A 17796-nucleotide genomic window follows, 5' to 3' on the forward strand; every position below is an offset into this window, starting at 1 on the left:
TTCATTTTTTTGTCTTGATTTGTTCATAGAGTGATCTAGCTCCTCTGATGAGTAGTAAGAGAAAAATTGACGACATAAATGTGTCGTTATTGAGATAAGACCGCGTAAAAAATGTGATTTTCATAGCGTTTTACAAGCATTAGAATAAGCAGTGAATAAATGACTATCGGCAGCGAAATGTTACAAACAACGCCAAATACCGTGTCACCCAGCGTCGCTATCATTGGTGGTGGTGTTGCGGGGGCGACTGCAGCAGTTCATATGAGTGAATTAGGGCTCAACGTGCTGCTGTTGGAAAAAGGACCGGGGTTAGTCAATGGCCCACCTATTTGTCACCTGCATGCGGGCGGTAACTTGTACCGGGAAATCTCGCAGCAACAGTGCGTTGAGTTACTCAGACAGTCGATTGAGACTGTGCGCCTTTATCCTCACACGCTGAATAAGCGTCCGACGGTGATTGCGGTTCCGCATACCGACCCAGGGCAGCCGGAGGAGATTTTGCCGCGTTTGTCAGTCATTCAGGACGCGTATCAATCGCTGGTGGATGAAGATCCCCGCAATCAAATTCTCGGCGCACCGCAAGCGTATTATCAGACGTTTGATCGTGCGCAACTTGAAGCTCTGGCGTTAAAAACTCAGACTCAGGAACCGACCACGATCGAGGAGTGGCTGATTCCGTTTGCTCAGCACGCGGATTTGTCCACCTTGAAATATCCGGTGGTTGCGGTTCAGGAATATGGCTGGAGTGTCTTTCGTCTGGCAGCCAGTGCCGAACTGGTGCTGGCGTCTTTGGACAACTGCCAAGTGCTGACTAACGCGACCTTAGTTGCTTCGGCGTTCGTGGATAACCAGTGGCAACTGACATATCAGGATAAAAACGGGCACCAACATCAACTGGTGAGCGATTATCTGGTCAATGCCTGTGGCTTCGAAACCGGTAAAGTCGATGACATGACGCGCTTTTCGCGCCAGCGCCTGGTGGAATTCAAAGCCGCTTATGTTACGCATTGGCCGCAGTGCCAGCAGCAGTGGCCAGAAGTGATTTTCCACGGGCCTCGTGGCACACCGCAAGGAATGGCGCAACTGACGCCGTACGCTGATGGGGTGTTCCAACTGCACGGCATGACTCAAGGCATTACCCTGTTTGAAGATGGTTTGGTTGCGTCCAACGGCATCTCTTCGCAGCCGCAATTACCGGGTTATCTTGCCAACAAGATCACGCAAGGCTGGCAGGCTGACGCAACTCGTGAGCGTACCGAGCGGGCGATTGAGCATATGAGCCAGTTTGTGCCTGACTTTGCTCGCGCTGAAGTCGGCGGTAAACCATTGTTTGGCGCGCAGCAGATCCCCGGAGAAGACGCTACGCTGCGTGCTGCGGATGTGACTTTTGAAGCGCGTCATTATGCGCGGATTGAAGTGGTTAAAGGCTCTTCAGCGCTGGAAGCTGCGCGTAAGATTGTCGCTGAATGGCAATTGGCGGACGAACAGGCTGCAGACTCGATAGAGGCGCAGCATCCGGTCAGCATGAGCCTTTCCGCAGAGCAGGTGGAGCGGAAAGCACTGCAATTGGCTGACGAACGTGGTTATCCACAAGCGCTGGCGAAAGTGGTAGGAATGGCTTAAGCCATGAGCATAGAAATAAAAAAGCCCTGATGAATCAGGGCTTTTTTTGTGCGTATTTGCGGTAAAAATGACCAATGTGGCTCCGCGGTTTTTTAGTAGCCGAAAAAGCGTGCCCACTGGCACCACACATCTTGTAAGCCTTCCAAATCGCCTCTGACAAAACGAACGCTCTGGCCGGGTTTGGCTTGTGCTAAACGTGGTAAGTCGATCTTCGCCACGCAACCTATTTTCGGGTAGCCGCCGATGGTCTGGCGATCATTGAGCAGCACAATCGGTTGCCCATCCGGTGGAATCTGAATAGCGCCGAGAGCGATCCCTTCGGACAGAATGGGCTCTGAGGGAGGCGTGACCTCTGGCCCGGTCAGTCGATAGCCCATGCGGTCGGCATGCTGGCTGACGGTGTAGGTACGGTTAAAGAAGGTGTGCAGACTCTCTTTGTCAAAGCTGGCGTTCTGGTAACTCTCAATCACCCGCAGTCGCAGTGGCAGGTTGTAATCTGGCTTGAGTCGAAACGTCATTTGTAGCGGTTTTGCGTCTAGCGAGTGGGGCAGGAATTGCAGCACGTCACCTTTTTGTAGTGGTTTGCCATTCTGATGCAATCCGCCCAGACCTTCTTTTTTTACGGTAGAGACGCTACCTAAGTGGGCTTTAACCACAAAACCGCCGCGTACCGCGAGATAAGAGCGAAGTCCGTTGCGCGGCAGGGAAAACTTAAGCCGTTGTCCCTTTTGCGCGCTGAACGTACACCAGTTAGTCAGTGGTTTGCCATCAAGTGTGGCATTGAGGTCGCCGCCCGTGATGGCCATCTGACAAGGATGCTGAAGCTCAAATTCGGCCTGGCCTAAGGTAATTTCCAGAGTAGCAGCATTGACCGAATTGCCCAGCAGGTGGTTAGCCCAACTGTAAGCATAATCATCCACCGGGCCTGATTGGGTAATGCCGACATGGCTAAGTCCAAAGCGGCCGAAATCCTGAATCAGACTGAGTTGACCTGGCTTGATTACTGTCATGCAAGTTTTCATCGTGCGCTTCCCCATTGAAATTGCTCAGGTGCGATTATTCCGCCTAGCTCAAGGAATTCATCCCGGCTGATGGCACGAAACGTCACTTGGCTGCCAATCCCCCAAGGTATCATCGGCGATGTATCTGGCGTAAAGAGTGGCAGAGGGCAGTTCCCGATGATATTCCACCCACCAGGCGAGGCGTTTGGATAGACCGCGGTTTGCTGCTCGGCAACCGCAACGCTGCCTGCTGGAAGAGAGAGTCTCGGCGTGGCATGTCGCGCCCGGCGCAGTGGTTCGGCCACTTCCGTCATAAACGCAAACCCTGGCGCGAATCCGATGGCGCACACAGTGTAGGTTTGCCTGCTATGCAGTGCAATCACGTCATCCAGAGAGAGACCCTGTTGCTGATACAGCGCTAAATCCGGCCCGACATCTGGGTGGTAATAAACTGGCAATTCAACGGCCGCCGCAGGTTGAGCGTCCTTCTCGGTGGCTTTCTCAACACACTGTATGACGCGTTTTGCGAACGTCTGAGGTGCAATGCGATACGGTAAGTAGTCAATCAGAATGGTGGTGTAAGAGGGAGTCACGTTCATCACGTAGTCTCCCAGAGTGAGGCGGATTCGTTTGGCTATCTCTCCGATGATGAGAGACAGTGAAGCATGGGCTTGATGATCAAAACGAATCAGCAGGCTACTTTCTGCAACCTGCTCGATAGAGTAATTGAGGCGCAATTAAAATCCTTTTCATATGTCCAGTTGGTCGCGAATTTTGGCGATTAAGGCAATGGCTTCGTCGTTGTCGCCGTGTACACACAATGTGTCGGCCTCGATGGGAATCACGAAACCATCGGCACTGGTTACCTTGCCATATTTTGCAATTTGTTGCACTTGGCTCAGAATCGCATCTTCGGTTTTGAGCACCGCGTTGGGCATGGAGCGTGGTGTCAGGCTACCGTTCGCCAGATAGGTGCGATCAGCAAACGCTTCAAACAGCAGCGGGACGTCATAGCTGTCGGCGATATCCAGATAATCCTGATTGTTGGATGAAGCTAAAATCATCAGCGGAACGTTGAACACTGACACGGCATCGACCACGGCGCGGAAGATCTCCTTATCGCGCATCATGTCGTTGTAGAGCGCTCCGTGTGGTTTGACGTAACTCAACTCGGCATTTTTGCTTTCACACAGCGCTTTCAAAGCGCCAATCTGATAGATCAGGATTTCGCAAATTTCCTCATCACTGAACGCCATGGAGCGGCGACCAAACCCTTGTAAATCGGGGTAACCCGGGTGAGCGCCAATCATGACATCGTGTTGCAGCGCCATATCAATGGTTTTGCTCATGACGTGAGGGTCGGAGGCGTGAAAGCCGCAGGCGATATTCGCCATATCCACATACGGCATCACCAGATCGTCGGCGCCCATTTTCCAGGCGCCAAAACTTTCGCCCATGTCGCAGTTGAGTTTGATTGTACGTGTCGTCACCGGATTCGCTATCCTTGTTGTGTAAGTCACGGTTAAGTTGCAGGAAATGCGCGCTGCAAACAGTGATCCTATTCATTGTTCCTGTATTGCAGTCTCCGGTTTCTCAGCGGTTTGTCCAGATTTTTACGCGTCCCTTGAAAAGAATAGTGAACCAGAAAAGATTCAGGAAAGTCGCTCGGTCTTATCCTGAGCCAAGATGCTCCCAGTTCGTGCGAGTGAGTGCGGGATTTTTGCGGTAAAATAGGTGAAAAACTGAGCGGGTACAACGCGGAGGACGTGTGGCAGACATAGCCGTTTAGAATTCGCAATTACTCAAAATCAATAATTTGCGCCTATCTTTATCGAAGGCAGTGGCAGAAATCGAGACAAATGAGACCTAACAACAGGCCCGCATTGGCCATAATGAATCTGCGGTATTTGACATTACAAGGTCGGCGGTATGGCTGATCTGTCATTGCGCACCAAACTGCTGTTTCCTATTTTTCTGCTGATGACGCTGATTTTCTTCATCGCGCAGGGATTCGGGCTGTATACCGCTACAGAATTACGCCAGACCAACCTCATCGAGCGGGTCAATGTGTTGTCGAAAGGCGTGGCATACAACCTTCAGGCGGCTGTGCTGTTTGATGATCAACTGGCGGCGCAAGAAGTGTTGTCGGCATTTTCCGCCGACAGCGATGTGGTGCGGGTCAAGCTGTATAACGAATACGAGCAGCTGTTTGCGATGTATGAGCGGCCAGACAGCAGCGCGCCGATACCAAACGAAGCTCAGCGAGAGCAGATCCGCCTGCATCAGTATGCGATTGGCGATGATTATATTTACCTGCGCGTGCCCGTTGCGATCGACACCGATCACATGGCGTCTTTGCGGGTCATTATTTCCAAGCAATCGATCGACCAGCTCTACGAATCGGCGCTGTATAACGCCAGCTTCTTTTTCTCACTGCTATTGGTAGGCGGCCTCATTCTTTACTGGATGGCGCAGCGCATGATTCTTTCTCCCGTGCTGGCACTTAATCAGGCGATGCAGGCGTTCATCGAAAAGCGTGAGCGCAGCCAAACACTGGTGAGTCGTTCGGACGATGAGATCGGCCATCTGGTCAATGCATTCAATACCATGCTGGATAAGTTAGAACAGCGTGAACGTCAGGTGTTGTTTACCCTCGATAAGCTGGAGCAGGAAAAATCGTTCGCGAACGAAGTGGTCGACACCGTGCAGCACGCACTGGTGGTTGTCGATGCGATGGGGATGATCATTCACTCCAATGATGCTGCCAATCATGTGTTCAAATGCACCAGTGCCTATCTGCGCGGGGCGAATCTGTTTCATGTGCTGAAAACCGAGGATATCGATCTGATTGAATCGGCACTGCGCAATGAAATTCAGCTCGATGAGCAGCTATTGGTTGCTACTGATGTGTACAGCCATCAGCTATTGTTGCGGGTGGGAAGTCGGGCATTGTCTCGTCCGGGGCAGACGCTGTTCGCCATTCAGGATGTCACTGAGGTTGAAATTGCTATGCGCCGTCAACGTCTGGCGGCCGGGGTGTTTGAGAACAGCCAGGATGGCTTGATGGTGCTCAACGCTCAGGGTGAAATTACATTAATTAATCCGGCGGTAACCCGGTTGCTCGGTTATAGCCGCGACTTAATGTTGGATAGACAACCCCAGAACAGCGTGGCGTGGCAGCAGCTTTCTGAGCTGTTACCCGTCATTTCGGAAGCGGTGGCCGTGCAGGGCCGTTGGCAGGGCGAAGTGTGGGAGCAACATCAGGACGGTCATCTGGTGCCGTTGCTGATCAAGGTGAATAGAATTTCTTTGCCGGAAGCGCCACACGATTACGACATGGTGTTTATGATTTCCGATTTGTCGAACATCAAAGAGATGGAGCGGTTGGAGTATCTGGCTCATCATGATTCGCTCACCGGGCTGGCCAATCGCAGTGAACTTTACCGTGTACTGGAAGATATTCTGGCCACCAATCGTAACAAACTGGTGCCGTTTGCGCTGGTTTATCTGGATCTGGATGGCTTTAAACAAGTCAACGACTCATATGGTCACGATGCGGGTGATGAAGTACTCAGGCAGGTGTCAGAACGTTTACTTTCTCAGGTGCGCAGCCACGATCTGGTGGTGCGTCTCTCAGGCGATGAGTTTGTCTTGGTGATTCATCCCAGTGAGCGTGACAGTGTCGCGTCGTTGGCAAGTCGGCTGCTTGCTTTAATTGCGCAGGATATTGTCTATCGCGGCCAGTTGCTGAGCGTCGGCGCGAGTCTGGGGATCTATTTTGTCGACTCTGTCGATGAGGACATCGATACCATCATGAAATCAGCGGACAGTGCCATGTATCAGGCCAAGTGTTCCGGAAAAGGGCGTTTTGTTCTCATTGATAAGGCACAGCGAGATCAAGCCGATTCCTGAGTGATTTCAGGGGCTAATGCCGCTACAATGACCGCAAATTCTAAGGAGGCTAGGCATGAACGTTTTAGTAACAGGTGGCATGGGCTACATTGGCAGCCATACCTGCATTCAAATGATTGCAGCGGGAATGACGCCTGTCATTCTGGACAACTTGTACAACAGCAAATCCACCGTATTAGCGCGTATTGAAAAAGTGTCAGGTGTGCGTCCTCAATTTATCGAAGGCGATATTCGTGACAAAGCACTGCTGATCGACGTGATGCAACGTCATCAGATCCAATCGGTGATCCATTTTGCTGGCTTGAAAGCCGTGGGCGAATCGGTACAGAAGCCACTGGAATACTACGATAATAACGTTAATGGCACTCTGGTGCTGGTGGATGCGATGCGTGAAGCGGGCGTGAAGTCGCTGGTATTCAGCTCATCGGCGACAGTGTATGGCGATCCGGCATCCGTGCCAATCACCGAAGATTTTCCGACCAGTGCGACGAACCCTTATGGCCGCAGCAAACTGATGGTTGAAGAGTGTCTGACCGATTTTCAAAAAGCGAACCCGGACTGGAGCATTACCTTGTTGCGTTACTTCAATCCGGTTGGTTCACATCCATCGGGCGAACTGGGTGAAGACCCACAAGGTATTCCTAATAATCTGATGCCGTTTATCTCACAAGTGGCTGTCGGCCGCCGTGAATTCTTGTCGGTCTTCGGCAGCGATTATCCGACCAAAGATGGCACTGGTGTGCGCGATTACATTCATGTGATGGATCTGGCGGATGGTCATATTGCAGCACTGCAAAAAGTAGGCGAGAAAGCGGGTCTGCACGTTTATAACCTGGGGACAGGCAATGGCTACAGTGTGTTGGAGATGGTGAAAGCGTTTGAAGCGGCCTCAGATAAAGCCGTGCCTTACCTGCTGGTGGAACGCCGTCCGGGCGACATCGCAGAGTGTTGGGCTGACCCGGCGAAAGCGCAGCAAGAACTGGGTTGGAAAGCGACGCGCACGCTGGAAGAGATGACTCAGGACACCTGGCGCTGGCAATCCAATAACCCGCAAGGTTATCCGCAAGCCTAGTGGCAAAGATAAAAAAGCCAGTCTGATGACTGGCTTTTTGTTTGTCTGCGAACAGTTAAGCTTAGTTAGTACGGTAACGTTCCAGAATCTGACCAAGGTTGCGCGTGGCTTGAGCAATGTTGGCAATACCTGCCGAGGATTGCTGTGCTACTGTGCGGATGGTGTTGGACTGCGCACGAATATCACTCAGTTCTGCCGCAATATCATTCGCCACTGAGCTCTGCTCTTCCGCAGAGGTAGAGATCTGCACGCTCATGTCGTTAATCATTTGCGCAGAGTCGGCGATCTGGTTGATGTCCTGGCCGATTTCAGACACCAGCGAACTGCTGCTCTGAGCTTGTGTCACCGTCTGCTGGGTCATCTTAGCGATGTTCTGGCTTTCGGTTTGCAGTTTTTCAATCATTGACTGAATCTCCACGGTCGCTGCCTGCGTGCGGCTGGCTAGGGTACGCACTTCATCCGCAACCACAGCAAAACCGCGTCCCTGTTCACCAGCGCGAGCGGCTTCGATCGCGGCGTTCAGTGCCAGCAGGTTAGTCTGTTCGGAAATTGCGTTGATGGTGGTGATCACTTCGTTAATCTGAATCGCGTTCTCGTTCAGGGTCGAGACCGAAGAAGAGGTTTGCGCAATGAATCGCGATAGCTGCTCAATCTCATTGATCGCTTGTTGTACGCGGCGACGGCTGCTATCGACCTGCTTTGAATCCTGCTCGGCCTGATGAGTCGCTTGCTGAGAAATGCTCGACACTTCCTGAGCAGAGGCGGTCATCTCTTCCATCGCAGTGGCAACAGAATCCAGTGACGCATACTGGTTTTGAATCTGGGTTTCGCTCTCTTTCATCTCTTTGGCAAACGAGTTTGAGCTGTCACTCAGAGTGGATGAGTTGTCTTTCACCGATACCACTAAGTCAGTCAGCGTATCCATGGCGTTGTCTAGTGCGCAGCCGATAGTACCAAACTCATCGCGGCCCGGGTGAAAACCAAGACGTGACGTCAAATCGCCTTCCGCAATTTTCAATGTGGTGGTGTAGAGCACCCACAATGCGCCGCCGATAAAGGTGGCTACCCAGTAAACGAAAATGGCAAACGGAATCGCCCACAAGTAGGCCATAAAGAAAGAGGTCAGGGCATCTGAGCGAGTTTGCTGTGCCTGACGGGTGAAATCTTCGCTGAGTGCATAGACTTTGCCGTCGCTCGCGCTCGATGTTGCGGTCACGCGGCCGTTGTTATAAGTGGTATCGGCAATGCTTGAGCGAGTTTGTAGCCCCGGAATGGTCGTCACGTCACCATGACTTAACATCCCTTGTAATTTGTATTCTACGGCCAGTTTTGACTGATCTTCAAAACGCGTCAGCGTGTCGAAGTAGCGAGCGCCAGCAATGGCAGTTAACGTGGTCAGAAAGAGGGCAAAAATCACCCACATTTTGTCGTTGATCGACATCTTAATGAACACGCGGTCAATCGTCCTGAATTGAACTTCTTTCATGGTTACTCCGGTGCAACAGAAATAGATTGGAATAGACGGGTATATCGTACCGCTGAATGTGTTTAACCTTGCATAAATTTATGAAATATATGTTGGGTTAATTAATGAAAGTGAGATGTTTGTCAAATTAGGTGGGCGAATAATAAAAAGGGTGAATACCGTAATATTCACCCTGTTGCGTTTACTCTATCGAAAGTAAGATTAGCCCAAAGATGGCAGAACCCCGACGGTAATGAGCAGCTGCGCGCCGACGATCAGGATGCCTACGACACCGGTGATCGCGAGAGCCGGAGTGCCACCCATTACTTGGTAGTAGTCGTTGTTATTCGCCTGACGACGTACTCGGGCAACCATCACCAACGGCAGGAAGATAGCCAGCACAGCCAGTGCGATAGCGGCGTAGCCCAGTGCCATGATAAAACCTTGTGGGTAGAACAGCGCAAACATCAACGGTGGAGTGAAAGTGACCAGCGACGCGACGATGCGGTTCATGTTGCCATCTTTCTTACGGATGGTGTCACCCATGAATTCAAACAAGCCGAGGCTGACACCCAAGAACGAGGTCAGCAGTGCCAAATCGGCAAAGATACCAATCACATGGCCTAAGTTCGACTGATGAACGGTTTGCGACAGTGTGCCGATAAGCGCACTCAGACCCGCGTTATCAACCAGATCCGGTTGGCTTACGACACCCAGTGTCACCACTTGCCAAAATACGTAGATGACCAGCGGTATTGCAGAGCCGACGACGATCGCTTTACGCAGAGAAGGCGTGTGACCGTCCAGGTAGTTAACGATCGCCGGAATACTGCCGTGGAAACCAAAGGAGGTGAAAATGACCGGAATAGAGGCGACGATAAGGCCTTGGCCCAGCGGCATACTCAGCAGGTAAGACTGACTGACATTCGGTGCAAGGAAGGTTAACACCATCACCATGGCCACCATCTTACCCGCAAACAGCAGGCGGTTGACGCGATCCACAGTACCCGTACCGATGGTAACGACCGCCGCGACAATCAGGGTGAAAATCAGTGTGCCAGTCGGCCCGCTCACTTCAAGGCCGGTAAATTCGCTGATGCGGTTGGTAAACTGCGCGCCGCCACCGGCAATGTATGCTGCGCAAAGTGCGTAGAAAAGGAACAGCATAGCAAAGGTCGCGACCCATTTACCTTTATTGCCAAGGATCTGTTTAGCAAGCGTGTGCAGTGTTGCGTCTTTGTCTGCGTATTGGTGAATTTCCACCATCAGCAGCGCGGTAAACGCCATGAGTGCCCACAGTGCGAGCATAATCATCAGGGAAGTGGAGAAGCCGATTCCGGCTGAGGCTAGCGGCAGAGCCAGCATACCAGCACCAATGGTGGTGCCAGCGATAATCAAAGTACTGCCTAAAAGCTTTGATTGCATCATAATGTAAACTTATATGTACGATTGTTGTGGTTGCATAAGTGTATTGTGCGAATAATAACCAGTTAATAACGTCATAATCGCTGGTTTTGAGCTATTTTGTAGCACCAAAGGGTTTTGGTCAACGTGTTTGTAAAAATAAAAATCCATAAGTGTAATTAAAAGTGTACGCCTTGGGCTGTGCTGATTGATGGGGTAGCAAAAGCGGCACAACCTATGATAAACATCATACTTTGTTGCAAGATGACTTTCGGTTTTCACAGGAGTGTCATATAAGCAATATAGAAAGGAAACGGGATGGTGAATCCCGCGTTTTATTAAGGAGGTCGACAATGAGTGACCAAACAACATACCAAGAAGACAGTCTTGAGCTGCTTGATGCGCTTGAAATTGGTTTTGATCTGTCTGAATACGAGTCAGCTCGTGAAGAAATCAACGACGATTTCTGTCTTCAATAATCCCGTCAGATAAGCCAACCTTGGTGTTGGCTTTCCGCTTATGAACTATCTAGCCCATCTCCACATCGCGGATCATTGTCAGAGTAGCCTGCTCGGTAATCTGTTAGGTGATTTTGTCAAAGGTGACCCCAGCGCACAATTCTCTCCCGAGATTGCGCGTGGTATTCGTTTGCATCGTTTGGTTGATGCATACACAGACAGTCATCCGGTTATGCAGCAAGCCAAAGCTTGCTTTTCCTCGCAAACCCGCCGTTTTGCGCCGATTGCGCTGGATATGTTCTGGGATCACTGCCTGGCAAAAGAGTGGCGCCTGTACCATGACCTTTCACTAAGAGCGTTCGTAAACGGCGCGCAGCGACAGGTTCAGCAGGCGTATCCTGCGGAGTTACCCGAGCGCTTTACCCGCGTTTCTGAACATATGTGGCAGGGACGTTGGCTGGAGTCTTATGCTGACTTCGATAACATCGAGTTTGCGCTGCAACGCATGTCGCAGCGCAGTGCACGTATGGCGACTCTGGCTTACTGTTTTGACAGTATGAACAAGCACTACCAACCTTTGCGCCAACTGTTTTCCTCTCTCTATCCGGACGTATTAGAGAAAGCCAAACGCGCAGAGGTCTGATACAATCCGCGGCCCATTGTTTTTCGAGTAAGTAACATGTCCGCAGAATCTTCAACTTTTCTTTCATTAGGCATTGCTCCGGCGCTGGTTGAGCGTCTGCAGCAGCTTGGAATCCAAACGCCAACGGATATTCAGGCTCAAGCAATTCCGCATGTGCTGGAAGGGAAAGATGTGTTAGCGGGCGCGCAGACTGGCACCGGGAAAACCGCCGCGTTTGGTCTGCCACTGATTCAGCGCTTTCTCGATAACCCGGCGCCTCGTGAAGCCAACAGTAAGGATATTCGCGCGCTGGTTCTGGTTCCGACCCGTGAATTGGCGCAGCAAGTGTTCGATAACCTGCAAGCGTATGCTCAGGGCAGCGAGCTGAAAATCGTTACTGCCTATGGTGGCACCAGTATGAACGTTCAAAAGCAAAATTTGCGTGGCGGGGCGGACATTCTGATCGCAACCCCAGGCCGGTTGCTTGACCATGCCCACGTGAAAACGCTCTATCTCGGCAACGCAGAAGCCTTAGTGCTGGATGAAGCCGACCGCATGCTCGACATGGGCTTTATGCTGGACATTCAGCGCGTACTGCGTAAAATGCAGCATGATCGCCAAACCCTATTCTTTTCCGCGACGTTTGATAGCAAAATCAAAGCGTTTGCTCATCGCATGATGCAAACACCCGTTGAAGTGCAGGTGGCGCCGAGTAACTCTACAGCTGATACCGTTGAGCAAATGGTGTACCCGGTGGATAAGAAGCGCAAACGTGAACTGCTGGCGTATCTGATTGGTTCACGTAACTGGCAGCAGGTGCTGGTGTTTACGCGCACCAAGCAAGGCAGTGATGCTCTGGCACAAGAGCTGAAACTGGATGGCATCAAGGCCGCATCGATCAACGGTGATAAAAGTCAGGGCGCACGCCAAAAAGCATTGGATGATTTCAAAGCAGGTAAAGTTCGCGCGTTGATCGCGACTGATGTCGCTGCACGCGGGATTGATATCGCCGAACTGGAACAAGTGGTGAATTTCGATATGCCGTTTAAGGCCGAAGATTACGTTCATCGCATTGGCCGAACGGGCCGAGCTGGCAAATCCGGCTTTGCGGTATCCTTGATGAGCCACGATGAACAGCCTCTGTTGGAAGCGATCGAGCGTCTGCTGGATAAGCGTCTGCCGCAAGAGTGGCTAAAAGGGTATGAGCCGTCGCCAGTCGTGATGACTGATGAGAGCAATGCGCCTCGCCGTAACAGCCGCTCGTCGGAAAAGCGTAAAATGAAAGCCAAACTGAAGATTCATGCCAACCGTGGCAAAAAGCAGTAAGCATTATTGAGCTGGAATTGACTCGATGTCACACGATTAAAAAAGGCTGCCCTCGGGCAGCCTTTTGTCTATTCTTCCGCTATCTCACACATCTGCGCGCACTGTTTTTCCCAGTTGTAGTCCAGATTGTAAACCAGATCCGTTACCGCCTTTGGTTGTAATACATTCTCTGAAGGTACATTAAATTTGTGCACCATAATGTCGTTAAACAGTTGCCAGTGGCGCAGCAGACAGACATCCAGATCGTCGGTTTCTTCGATAAAGGTCTCTCGCAAAAACGGCGTAAGGCTTGCAGCACCATGGGTGTACATAATCATTTGCCACTTCAGCTCCCAGATTTTAATTGGGGAATCCGGGTATTCAGTGTTGTATTGGTTGGATAAGTCTTCAATCAGACACTCCAGTTCACCGGCTGTATCAATGAAGTAGTCGAACAACGCATCTTCCTGACGCACGGCATCGGCGATCAGTTGGATCGGTTGTTTGACGATAAGACCATGAGCGAGCAGGCGCATGATAAAGGTATACAGCTTGACGTTCACCGGAGTGGTGTCGGGAATGTTGTCCAGCACCTTGCGAATGTAATGTTGCATGTAAAGGTGCAGACCATCACTGATGCTGTGCCAAATCTTCTCTTTGCTGCCAAAGTGATGACGAATGAGACTGTGCGATACGCCGGCCTTTTCACTGATATGACGCAGAGAAACCCGGGCATAGCCGAGCTCGCAGAACATTTCTGCTGCCACTTTTAAAATGTGATATCGGGTTTTCTGTGCATCTTGAGCGCTGCGGCGCCCTTGTCTCTTTTCTGTCATTGCTTCTTTTAGTCCACCTTGTCGGCCGTTGTTTTACCAGATCTGATCCGGAGTTTCACGGAAAAAAGCACAGTGATAGCGACTGTTTGCTCATTTAATCGCCCTGTGAAGCATAAAATGCAGCAATGTCACGCAAGTCTTCATCATTGAGCTTTTGCAACTGCGCTTGCATCATCTGCGCTAATGGCCCGGAACGTTCACCATTTTGGTAAGCCTTCATCGACGAAAACAGGTAGTTTTCGCTCTGGCCTTTGAGATTAGGGTAGCTTGAGTTAACGGCTTTTCCATCAGAGCCATGACAAAATATGCAACTTGGCGCCTTTTGCTGGCCAAGAACGGGATCGCCTTCAACGGCCTGAGCGTTGAGTGACACAAAGAGGACTGGGAAAAGTAGCCATAGGCGCATAATGGAATCTCCATGAAAAAACTGCGCCTATTGTAAAGCTTCCCCTTAGGGGAAGCGCAAGAGGTTCTAGAGCAGAGCGGCTAACTCTGCGAGCAATTGGTCGATATCGCTACGCGTCACGTCTTTATGCGTGACGAAGCGCACCGGATTGCCGGCAGACACCAGAATGCCTTTGTGTTTTAGCTGTTGGCAAATGGCGCTGATATCGACCTGACTGTCGAGTTTGGCAAAGACGATGTTGGTTTGTACGTGCTCTGGATTAACGTGAAAGCCCGGTAAAGCAGCCAAACCTTGTGCCAGATGTTGCGCGTTTTCATGGTCGGTCGCGAGCTGGGCAACCTGTTCGGTGAGTGCCAGTTTGCCAGCCGCTGCAAGAATCCCCGCCTGACGCATACCTCCGCCCAACATTTTGCGAATGCGACGTGCTTTTTGAATGAATTCGGCCTTACCAAGCAACAACGAGCCAATCGGCGCGCCAAGTCCTTTAGACAAACAGATCGTCATTGAATCAAAGTGCTGCGAGATTTCGCGAATATCGACATCCAGCGCCACGGCTGCGTTGTAGACGCGTGCCCCGTCAAGATGCAGCTTAAGGTTGTGCTGATCGACAAATTCGCGCGCTTGTTTCAGATATTCCAGTGGCAGCACTTTTCCGTTAATGGTGTTTTCCAGGCTCAGCAGGCGAGTGCGGGCAAAGTGGAAATCATCCGGTTTGATGGCGGCTTTGAGCTTGGCAAAATCCAGAGTGCCATCCGGATTGTTTTCAATCGGTTGCGGCTGAATAGAGCCCAGGACGGCCGCGCCGCCAGCTTCATATTTGTAGTTGTGGGCTTGCTGGCCGCACAGATACTCGTCGCCGCGTTCACAGTGAGACATCAAGCCAAGCAGGTTGGCCTGCGTGCCGGATGTGGTAAACAGCGCCGCTTCAAAACCATGACGCTCAGCGGCCCAGCATTCGAGCTCATTAACCGTCGGGTCATCCCCATAGACATCATCGCCCACTTCCGCGTTGGCCATGGCATCCCGCATCGCCTGAGTTGGTCGGGTCACAGTATCAGAACGAAAATCCATCTCTACTCCTTGTCTCGATTTTTTATAGATAGCCACAAAGCTTGGCTTTGCTTAAACACGCGATGGTTTTGGAATCGCTGATTTCACCTTCAATGATCTTTTGTTCCAGCTCGTGAATCGACAATTCCAGTACTTCGATTACTTCATCGTCGTCGCATTCTAAACGTGCGGTTTTGCTGAGCTGTTTCGCGACATAAAGGTACTGAATTTCGTCGCAGAACCCGGCCAGTGGTGTGACTTGGCCCAGTTCGATAAATTGGCTAGCGCTATAGCCCGTCTCTTCTTCCAGTTCGCGTTGAGCGCAGGCCAATGGTTGCTCACCTTTCTCGATGGTGCCGGCTGGCAGTTCCAGTAACCATTTTTTCAAAGAGGGACGGAACTGACGGATCACGACCACTTTGTTGTCTGTTGTGACAGGCAGGATCACCGCAGCGCCCGGATGTTCAATCGTGGTGTGCGTGACGGTCCGCCCGTTTGGCAGTTGCACCTCTTCTTCAATCAGAGAAATGGTTTTCCAGGTGTGTATGGTTTTGCTCATGCAAATAATCTTCAGGTTGGGTGAGAGCCGCGTTTGGTTATTAATAGCATTATTTATTAATATCAAAGAGTTGCTATTCTCGACTGTCATGAATCAGTGTAGGAATCTGTCTGTTTCCACCTTAACTCAATTTGTTTTCATAACCCAAACACTATCTGATGGGATTGTGTTATCCGTGCGGTGATTGGTCGTTCTGCGTCCGATGTGAAGCGGTGAGGTTAAAGTGGCACTTAGTCCTTGTTTGTATTAGGGTTAATTAGTGAGCTAACTCTCAAATCTGCAAACATTGATTCCGTGATATTTCAGGGAAAGGAGATCTGATATAAGGATGCGTTCAGATAAAAATACACTTGTAACAAAGTGATAACAAATGTATAAGTCTTTCTACTATTATTCTAATGTCCAAGCCTGCCGTGGAGCGATTCTATGATCAATCCGTCTTCTGCCTCTCACGCACAAAAGGCGCTTCTCTCAGAACGTATCAATAAATTAGCCAAAGCCCTGTCTGATGGCGTGTACGAACGTGAAAGTACCATCAAATTGTGTCTTCTTGCCGCTTTGTCCGGTGAGAGTGTATTTCTGCTCGGTCCTCCGGGCATTGCCAAAAGTTTAATCGCCAAACGACTGATCCAAGCGTTCGATAACAGCAGCTATTTCGAATATCTGATGACTCGCTTTTCCACGCCGGAAGAGGTGTTTGGTCCACTCAGTATCCAAGAGCTTAAAGACAACGGTCGTTACGTGCGTCTGACGCAAGGTTACCTACCTACCGCGCAAGTGGTGTTTCTGGATGAAATCTGGAAAGCCGGCCCGGCAATCCTCAATACGCTACTGACCGTCGTTAACGAAAAAACGTTCAAAAACGGTAGCGATATCGAACGCGTGCCGATGCGCCTTTTGGTTTCTGCATCCAACGAATTGCCGGATGAAGACAGTGGCCTTGAAGCCTTGTATGACCGCATGCTGGTGCGTGTGTTCGTTAACCGCATTCAAAACAAGCAGAACTTTAAATCCATGCTGACCGTCGGTACGCCGCAGGAAGCGCGTATTCCTGACGGGCTGGCGATCACTGACGAAGAGTATCATCAATGGCAGTCTCAACTGGATAAGCTGGAGCTGAGTGATGATGTGTTTGAGAAGTTGTATCAGCTGAAAAATATGCTGGAGAAGGCGGTTGAGGATAGCCATCTGCCACAAGCCGATGTGTATGTGTCTGACCGCCGTTGGAAAAAAGCAGTGAAGCTGCTCAAAGCCAGCGCGTTCTTTAATGGTCGCGATGCGATCAATCCGCTCGATTTGCTGCTGTTACAAGACTGTCTGTGGAACAGCCCGGAATCTCGTGAAGTGGTGCGCGAAGTGATTCGCGAGTTTGCGCTGCGCTATGCATTTGACCAACTTGAGGTCGAGCAGCAAATCGAACTGTGCCGCGAAGAGCTCACCGCGATTCAGGATGAGCTGGAATCTGAATTCGGCATGATGTTGTCGATGGAAACCTCAACCGGTCTTATCAAAAAGCAATTCCACCAATATGACATCAGTAACGCCAAGAGCTACAAAGTCGGTTCGGCGTATGACTTGGTGAAACTGGTCTTGCTGCAAAGCAACATGTCGGTTTCAGAGTCGGAGAAAGGTGACAGCCGCTGGGTATACGTGCCAAAGAACGAACTGGAGCGCGTGATCAAAGAAGGCCGTGGCGATGTATATGGTTACGTCAATCAGAACACCAACCTGTGCCGTCTGCGTTTTGATGTGGATGCAAGCAACAATCTGGTGATCAAAGACATTGCCAACCGTTCGGTGCTGGTGTCACTGGTCACAGCGCAAGGTCTGGACGCTTCTTTGTATCAGGATTGGTTGGTCAAGGCCGAGCAGGCAGTGACGCAACTGCAGCATGCTGAGCACCACTTGCGTAAAGTTCGTTCTAAATTCCACGGCGCGCTGCCACACAACTTTATCGATCCGGAACTGCCGACCGCAATGGAAGCGACATTGCAGCAGCTTCAGCAGCAGCTCGAAGGCACTCAGACCGAGTGCGAGAAAAGCGTGCAGCGTTTTCGCAATCTTGACCAGTTCTTCTCGTAGG

At 50.8% G+C, this 17796-nt stretch carries 16 protein-coding genes; 7 read left to right on the forward strand and 9 right to left on the reverse strand.

Going from position 1 to position 17796, the window contains the following annotated elements:
- Positions 1-159 precede the first annotated feature (159 nt).
- Entirely contained in the window at positions 160-1623 is a 1464-nt protein-coding gene (locus JIG40_RS09295) for an FAD-dependent oxidoreductase (RefSeq protein WP_158143375.1), read from the forward strand.
- 92 nt (positions 1624-1715) lie between these two features.
- Here JIG40_RS09295 and JIG40_RS09300 read toward each other — a convergent pair whose 3' ends face one another.
- Genes JIG40_RS09300 through JIG40_RS09310 form a run of 3 tightly spaced genes read right to left on the reverse strand, consistent with a single transcriptional unit; the run spans position 1716 to position 4114 of the window.
- The gene (locus JIG40_RS09300; RefSeq protein ID WP_158152249.1) at positions 1716-2645 is read right to left on the reverse strand and encodes a biotin-dependent carboxyltransferase family protein; all 930 of its coding nucleotides are present in this window, start codon (positions 2643-2645) and stop codon (positions 1716-1718) included.
- A complete protein-coding gene (locus JIG40_RS09305; RefSeq protein WP_199465215.1) occupies positions 2642-3361 on the reverse strand; it encodes an allophanate hydrolase subunit 1 in 720 nt (239 codons plus the stop codon). Before JIG40_RS09305 ends, JIG40_RS09300 begins: the two co-directional genes overlap by 4 nt.
- A gap of 12 nt (positions 3362-3373) precedes the next feature.
- Positions 3374-4114 (reverse strand): 5-oxoprolinase subunit PxpA, encoded by a 741-nt coding sequence (locus JIG40_RS09310; RefSeq protein ID WP_020430315.1) that lies wholly within the window; start codon positions 4112-4114, stop codon positions 3374-3376.
- A gap of 439 nt (positions 4115-4553) precedes the next feature.
- On the opposite strand from JIG40_RS09310, the gene JIG40_RS09315 reads away from it, so the two are divergent.
- Positions 4554-6536, forward strand: a complete 1983-nt coding sequence (locus JIG40_RS09315; protein WP_199465216.1) for a diguanylate cyclase — start codon at positions 4554-4556, stop codon at positions 6534-6536.
- A gap of 55 nt (positions 6537-6591) precedes the next feature.
- Positions 6592-7608, forward strand: a complete 1017-nt coding sequence (galE, locus tag JIG40_RS09320; RefSeq protein WP_199465217.1) for a UDP-glucose 4-epimerase GalE — start codon at positions 6592-6594, stop codon at positions 7606-7608.
- Between the two features lie 61 nt (positions 7609-7669).
- On the opposite strand, the gene JIG40_RS09325 is transcribed toward galE, so the two are convergent.
- Together JIG40_RS09325 and JIG40_RS09330 are read right to left on the reverse strand one after the other, a co-directional pair.
- Complete coding sequence (locus JIG40_RS09325; RefSeq protein WP_158152245.1) at positions 7670-9094, reverse strand: methyl-accepting chemotaxis protein; 1425 nt, start codon at positions 9092-9094, stop codon at positions 7670-7672.
- A 201-nt stretch (positions 9095-9295) separates the two neighbouring features.
- Positions 9296-10501: an aromatic amino acid transport family protein gene (locus JIG40_RS09330; RefSeq protein WP_154183317.1), complete on the reverse strand. Its 1206-nt coding sequence runs from the start codon at positions 10499-10501 to the stop codon at positions 9296-9298.
- Positions 10502-10830: 329 nt separating this feature from the next.
- Here JIG40_RS09330 and JIG40_RS22945 point away from each other — a divergent pair, with 329 nt between their 5' ends.
- From JIG40_RS22945 to JIG40_RS09340, 3 genes are read left to right on the forward strand one after another with little or no spacing between them, the layout of a single operon-like run.
- On the forward strand, positions 10831-10956 hold the full coding sequence (locus JIG40_RS22945; RefSeq protein WP_020329137.1) for a hypothetical protein: 126 nt from the start codon (positions 10831-10833) through the stop codon (positions 10954-10956).
- Between the two features lie 40 nt (positions 10957-10996).
- Positions 10997-11578, forward strand: coding sequence for an ACP phosphodiesterase (locus JIG40_RS09335; RefSeq protein ID WP_199465218.1), 582 nt, complete (start codon positions 10997-10999; stop codon positions 11576-11578).
- Positions 11579-11614: 36 nt separating this feature from the next.
- The gene (locus JIG40_RS09340) at positions 11615-12883 is read left to right on the forward strand and encodes a DEAD/DEAH box helicase (protein WP_199465219.1); all 1269 of its coding nucleotides are present in this window, start codon (positions 11615-11617) and stop codon (positions 12881-12883) included.
- A 68-nt stretch (positions 12884-12951) separates the two neighbouring features.
- On the opposite strand, the gene JIG40_RS09345 is transcribed toward JIG40_RS09340, so the two are convergent.
- The 4 genes from JIG40_RS09345 to JIG40_RS09360 form a co-directional block, all read right to left on the reverse strand.
- Positions 12952-13698, reverse strand: coding sequence for a TetR/AcrR family transcriptional regulator (locus JIG40_RS09345; protein ID WP_199465220.1), 747 nt, complete (start codon positions 13696-13698; stop codon positions 12952-12954).
- A 94-nt stretch (positions 13699-13792) separates the two neighbouring features.
- Complete coding sequence (locus JIG40_RS09350) at positions 13793-14104, reverse strand: cytochrome c (protein ID WP_020329141.1); 312 nt, start codon at positions 14102-14104, stop codon at positions 13793-13795.
- Positions 14105-14170: 66 nt separating this feature from the next.
- Positions 14171-15175 carry a low-specificity L-threonine aldolase gene (ltaE, locus tag JIG40_RS09355; RefSeq protein WP_100267696.1) on the reverse strand — a complete coding sequence of 335 codons (1005 nt, stop codon included), beginning with the start codon at positions 15173-15175 and terminating at the stop codon, positions 14171-14173.
- A 22-nt stretch (positions 15176-15197) separates the two neighbouring features.
- Entirely contained in the window at positions 15198-15713 is a 516-nt protein-coding gene (locus JIG40_RS09360) for an NUDIX hydrolase (RefSeq protein ID WP_020430307.1), read from the reverse strand.
- Positions 15714-16139: 426 nt separating this feature from the next.
- Here JIG40_RS09360 and JIG40_RS09365 point away from each other — a divergent pair, with 426 nt between their 5' ends.
- On the forward strand, positions 16140-17795 hold the full coding sequence (locus JIG40_RS09365) for an ATPase RavA domain-containing protein (protein WP_172558586.1): 1656 nt from the start codon (positions 16140-16142) through the stop codon (positions 17793-17795).
- The last annotated feature ends 1 nt before the right edge of the window (position 17796 follow it).

The organism is Vibrio sp. bablab_jr001 (assembly GCF_016464285.1).
GTDB lineage: Bacteria > Pseudomonadota > Gammaproteobacteria > Enterobacterales > Vibrionaceae > Vibrio > Vibrio fluvialis.

What these genes read in the sequence shown, in the direction of transcription:
- JIG40_RS09295 (WP_158143375.1), top strand. Translation starts at nt 160, where the DNA reads ATGACTATCGGCAGCGAAATGTTACAAACAACGCCAAATACCGTGTCA.
- JIG40_RS09300 (WP_158152249.1), bottom strand. Translation starts at nt 2,645, where the DNA reads ATGAAAACTTGCATGACAGTAATCAAGCCAGGTCAACTCAGTCTGATT.
- JIG40_RS09315 (WP_199465216.1), top strand. Translation starts at nt 4,554, where the DNA reads ATGGCTGATCTGTCATTGCGCACCAAACTGCTGTTTCCTATTTTTCTG.
- galE (WP_199465217.1), top strand. Translation starts at nt 6,592, where the DNA reads ATGAACGTTTTAGTAACAGGTGGCATGGGCTACATTGGCAGCCATACC.
- JIG40_RS09325 (WP_158152245.1), bottom strand. Translation starts at nt 9,094, where the DNA reads ATGAAAGAAGTTCAATTCAGGACGATTGACCGCGTGTTCATTAAGATG.
- JIG40_RS09330 (WP_154183317.1), bottom strand. Translation starts at nt 10,501, where the DNA reads ATGATGCAATCAAAGCTTTTAGGCAGTACTTTGATTATCGCTGGCACC.
- JIG40_RS22945 (WP_020329137.1), top strand. Translation starts at nt 10,831, where the DNA reads ATGAGTGACCAAACAACATACCAAGAAGACAGTCTTGAGCTGCTTGAT.
- JIG40_RS09335 (WP_199465218.1), top strand. Translation starts at nt 10,997, where the DNA reads ATGAACTATCTAGCCCATCTCCACATCGCGGATCATTGTCAGAGTAGC.
- JIG40_RS09340 (WP_199465219.1), top strand. Translation starts at nt 11,615, where the DNA reads ATGTCCGCAGAATCTTCAACTTTTCTTTCATTAGGCATTGCTCCGGCG.
- JIG40_RS09345 (WP_199465220.1), bottom strand. Translation starts at nt 13,698, where the DNA reads ATGACAGAAAAGAGACAAGGGCGCCGCAGCGCTCAAGATGCACAGAAA.
- JIG40_RS09350 (WP_020329141.1), bottom strand. Translation starts at nt 14,104, where the DNA reads ATGCGCCTATGGCTACTTTTCCCAGTCCTCTTTGTGTCACTCAACGCT.
- ltaE (WP_100267696.1), bottom strand. Translation starts at nt 15,175, where the DNA reads ATGGATTTTCGTTCTGATACTGTGACCCGACCAACTCAGGCGATGCGG.
- JIG40_RS09360 (WP_020430307.1), bottom strand. Translation starts at nt 15,713, where the DNA reads ATGAGCAAAACCATACACACCTGGAAAACCATTTCTCTGATTGAAGAA.
- JIG40_RS09365 (WP_172558586.1), top strand. Translation starts at nt 16,140, where the DNA reads ATGATCAATCCGTCTTCTGCCTCTCACGCACAAAAGGCGCTTCTCTCA.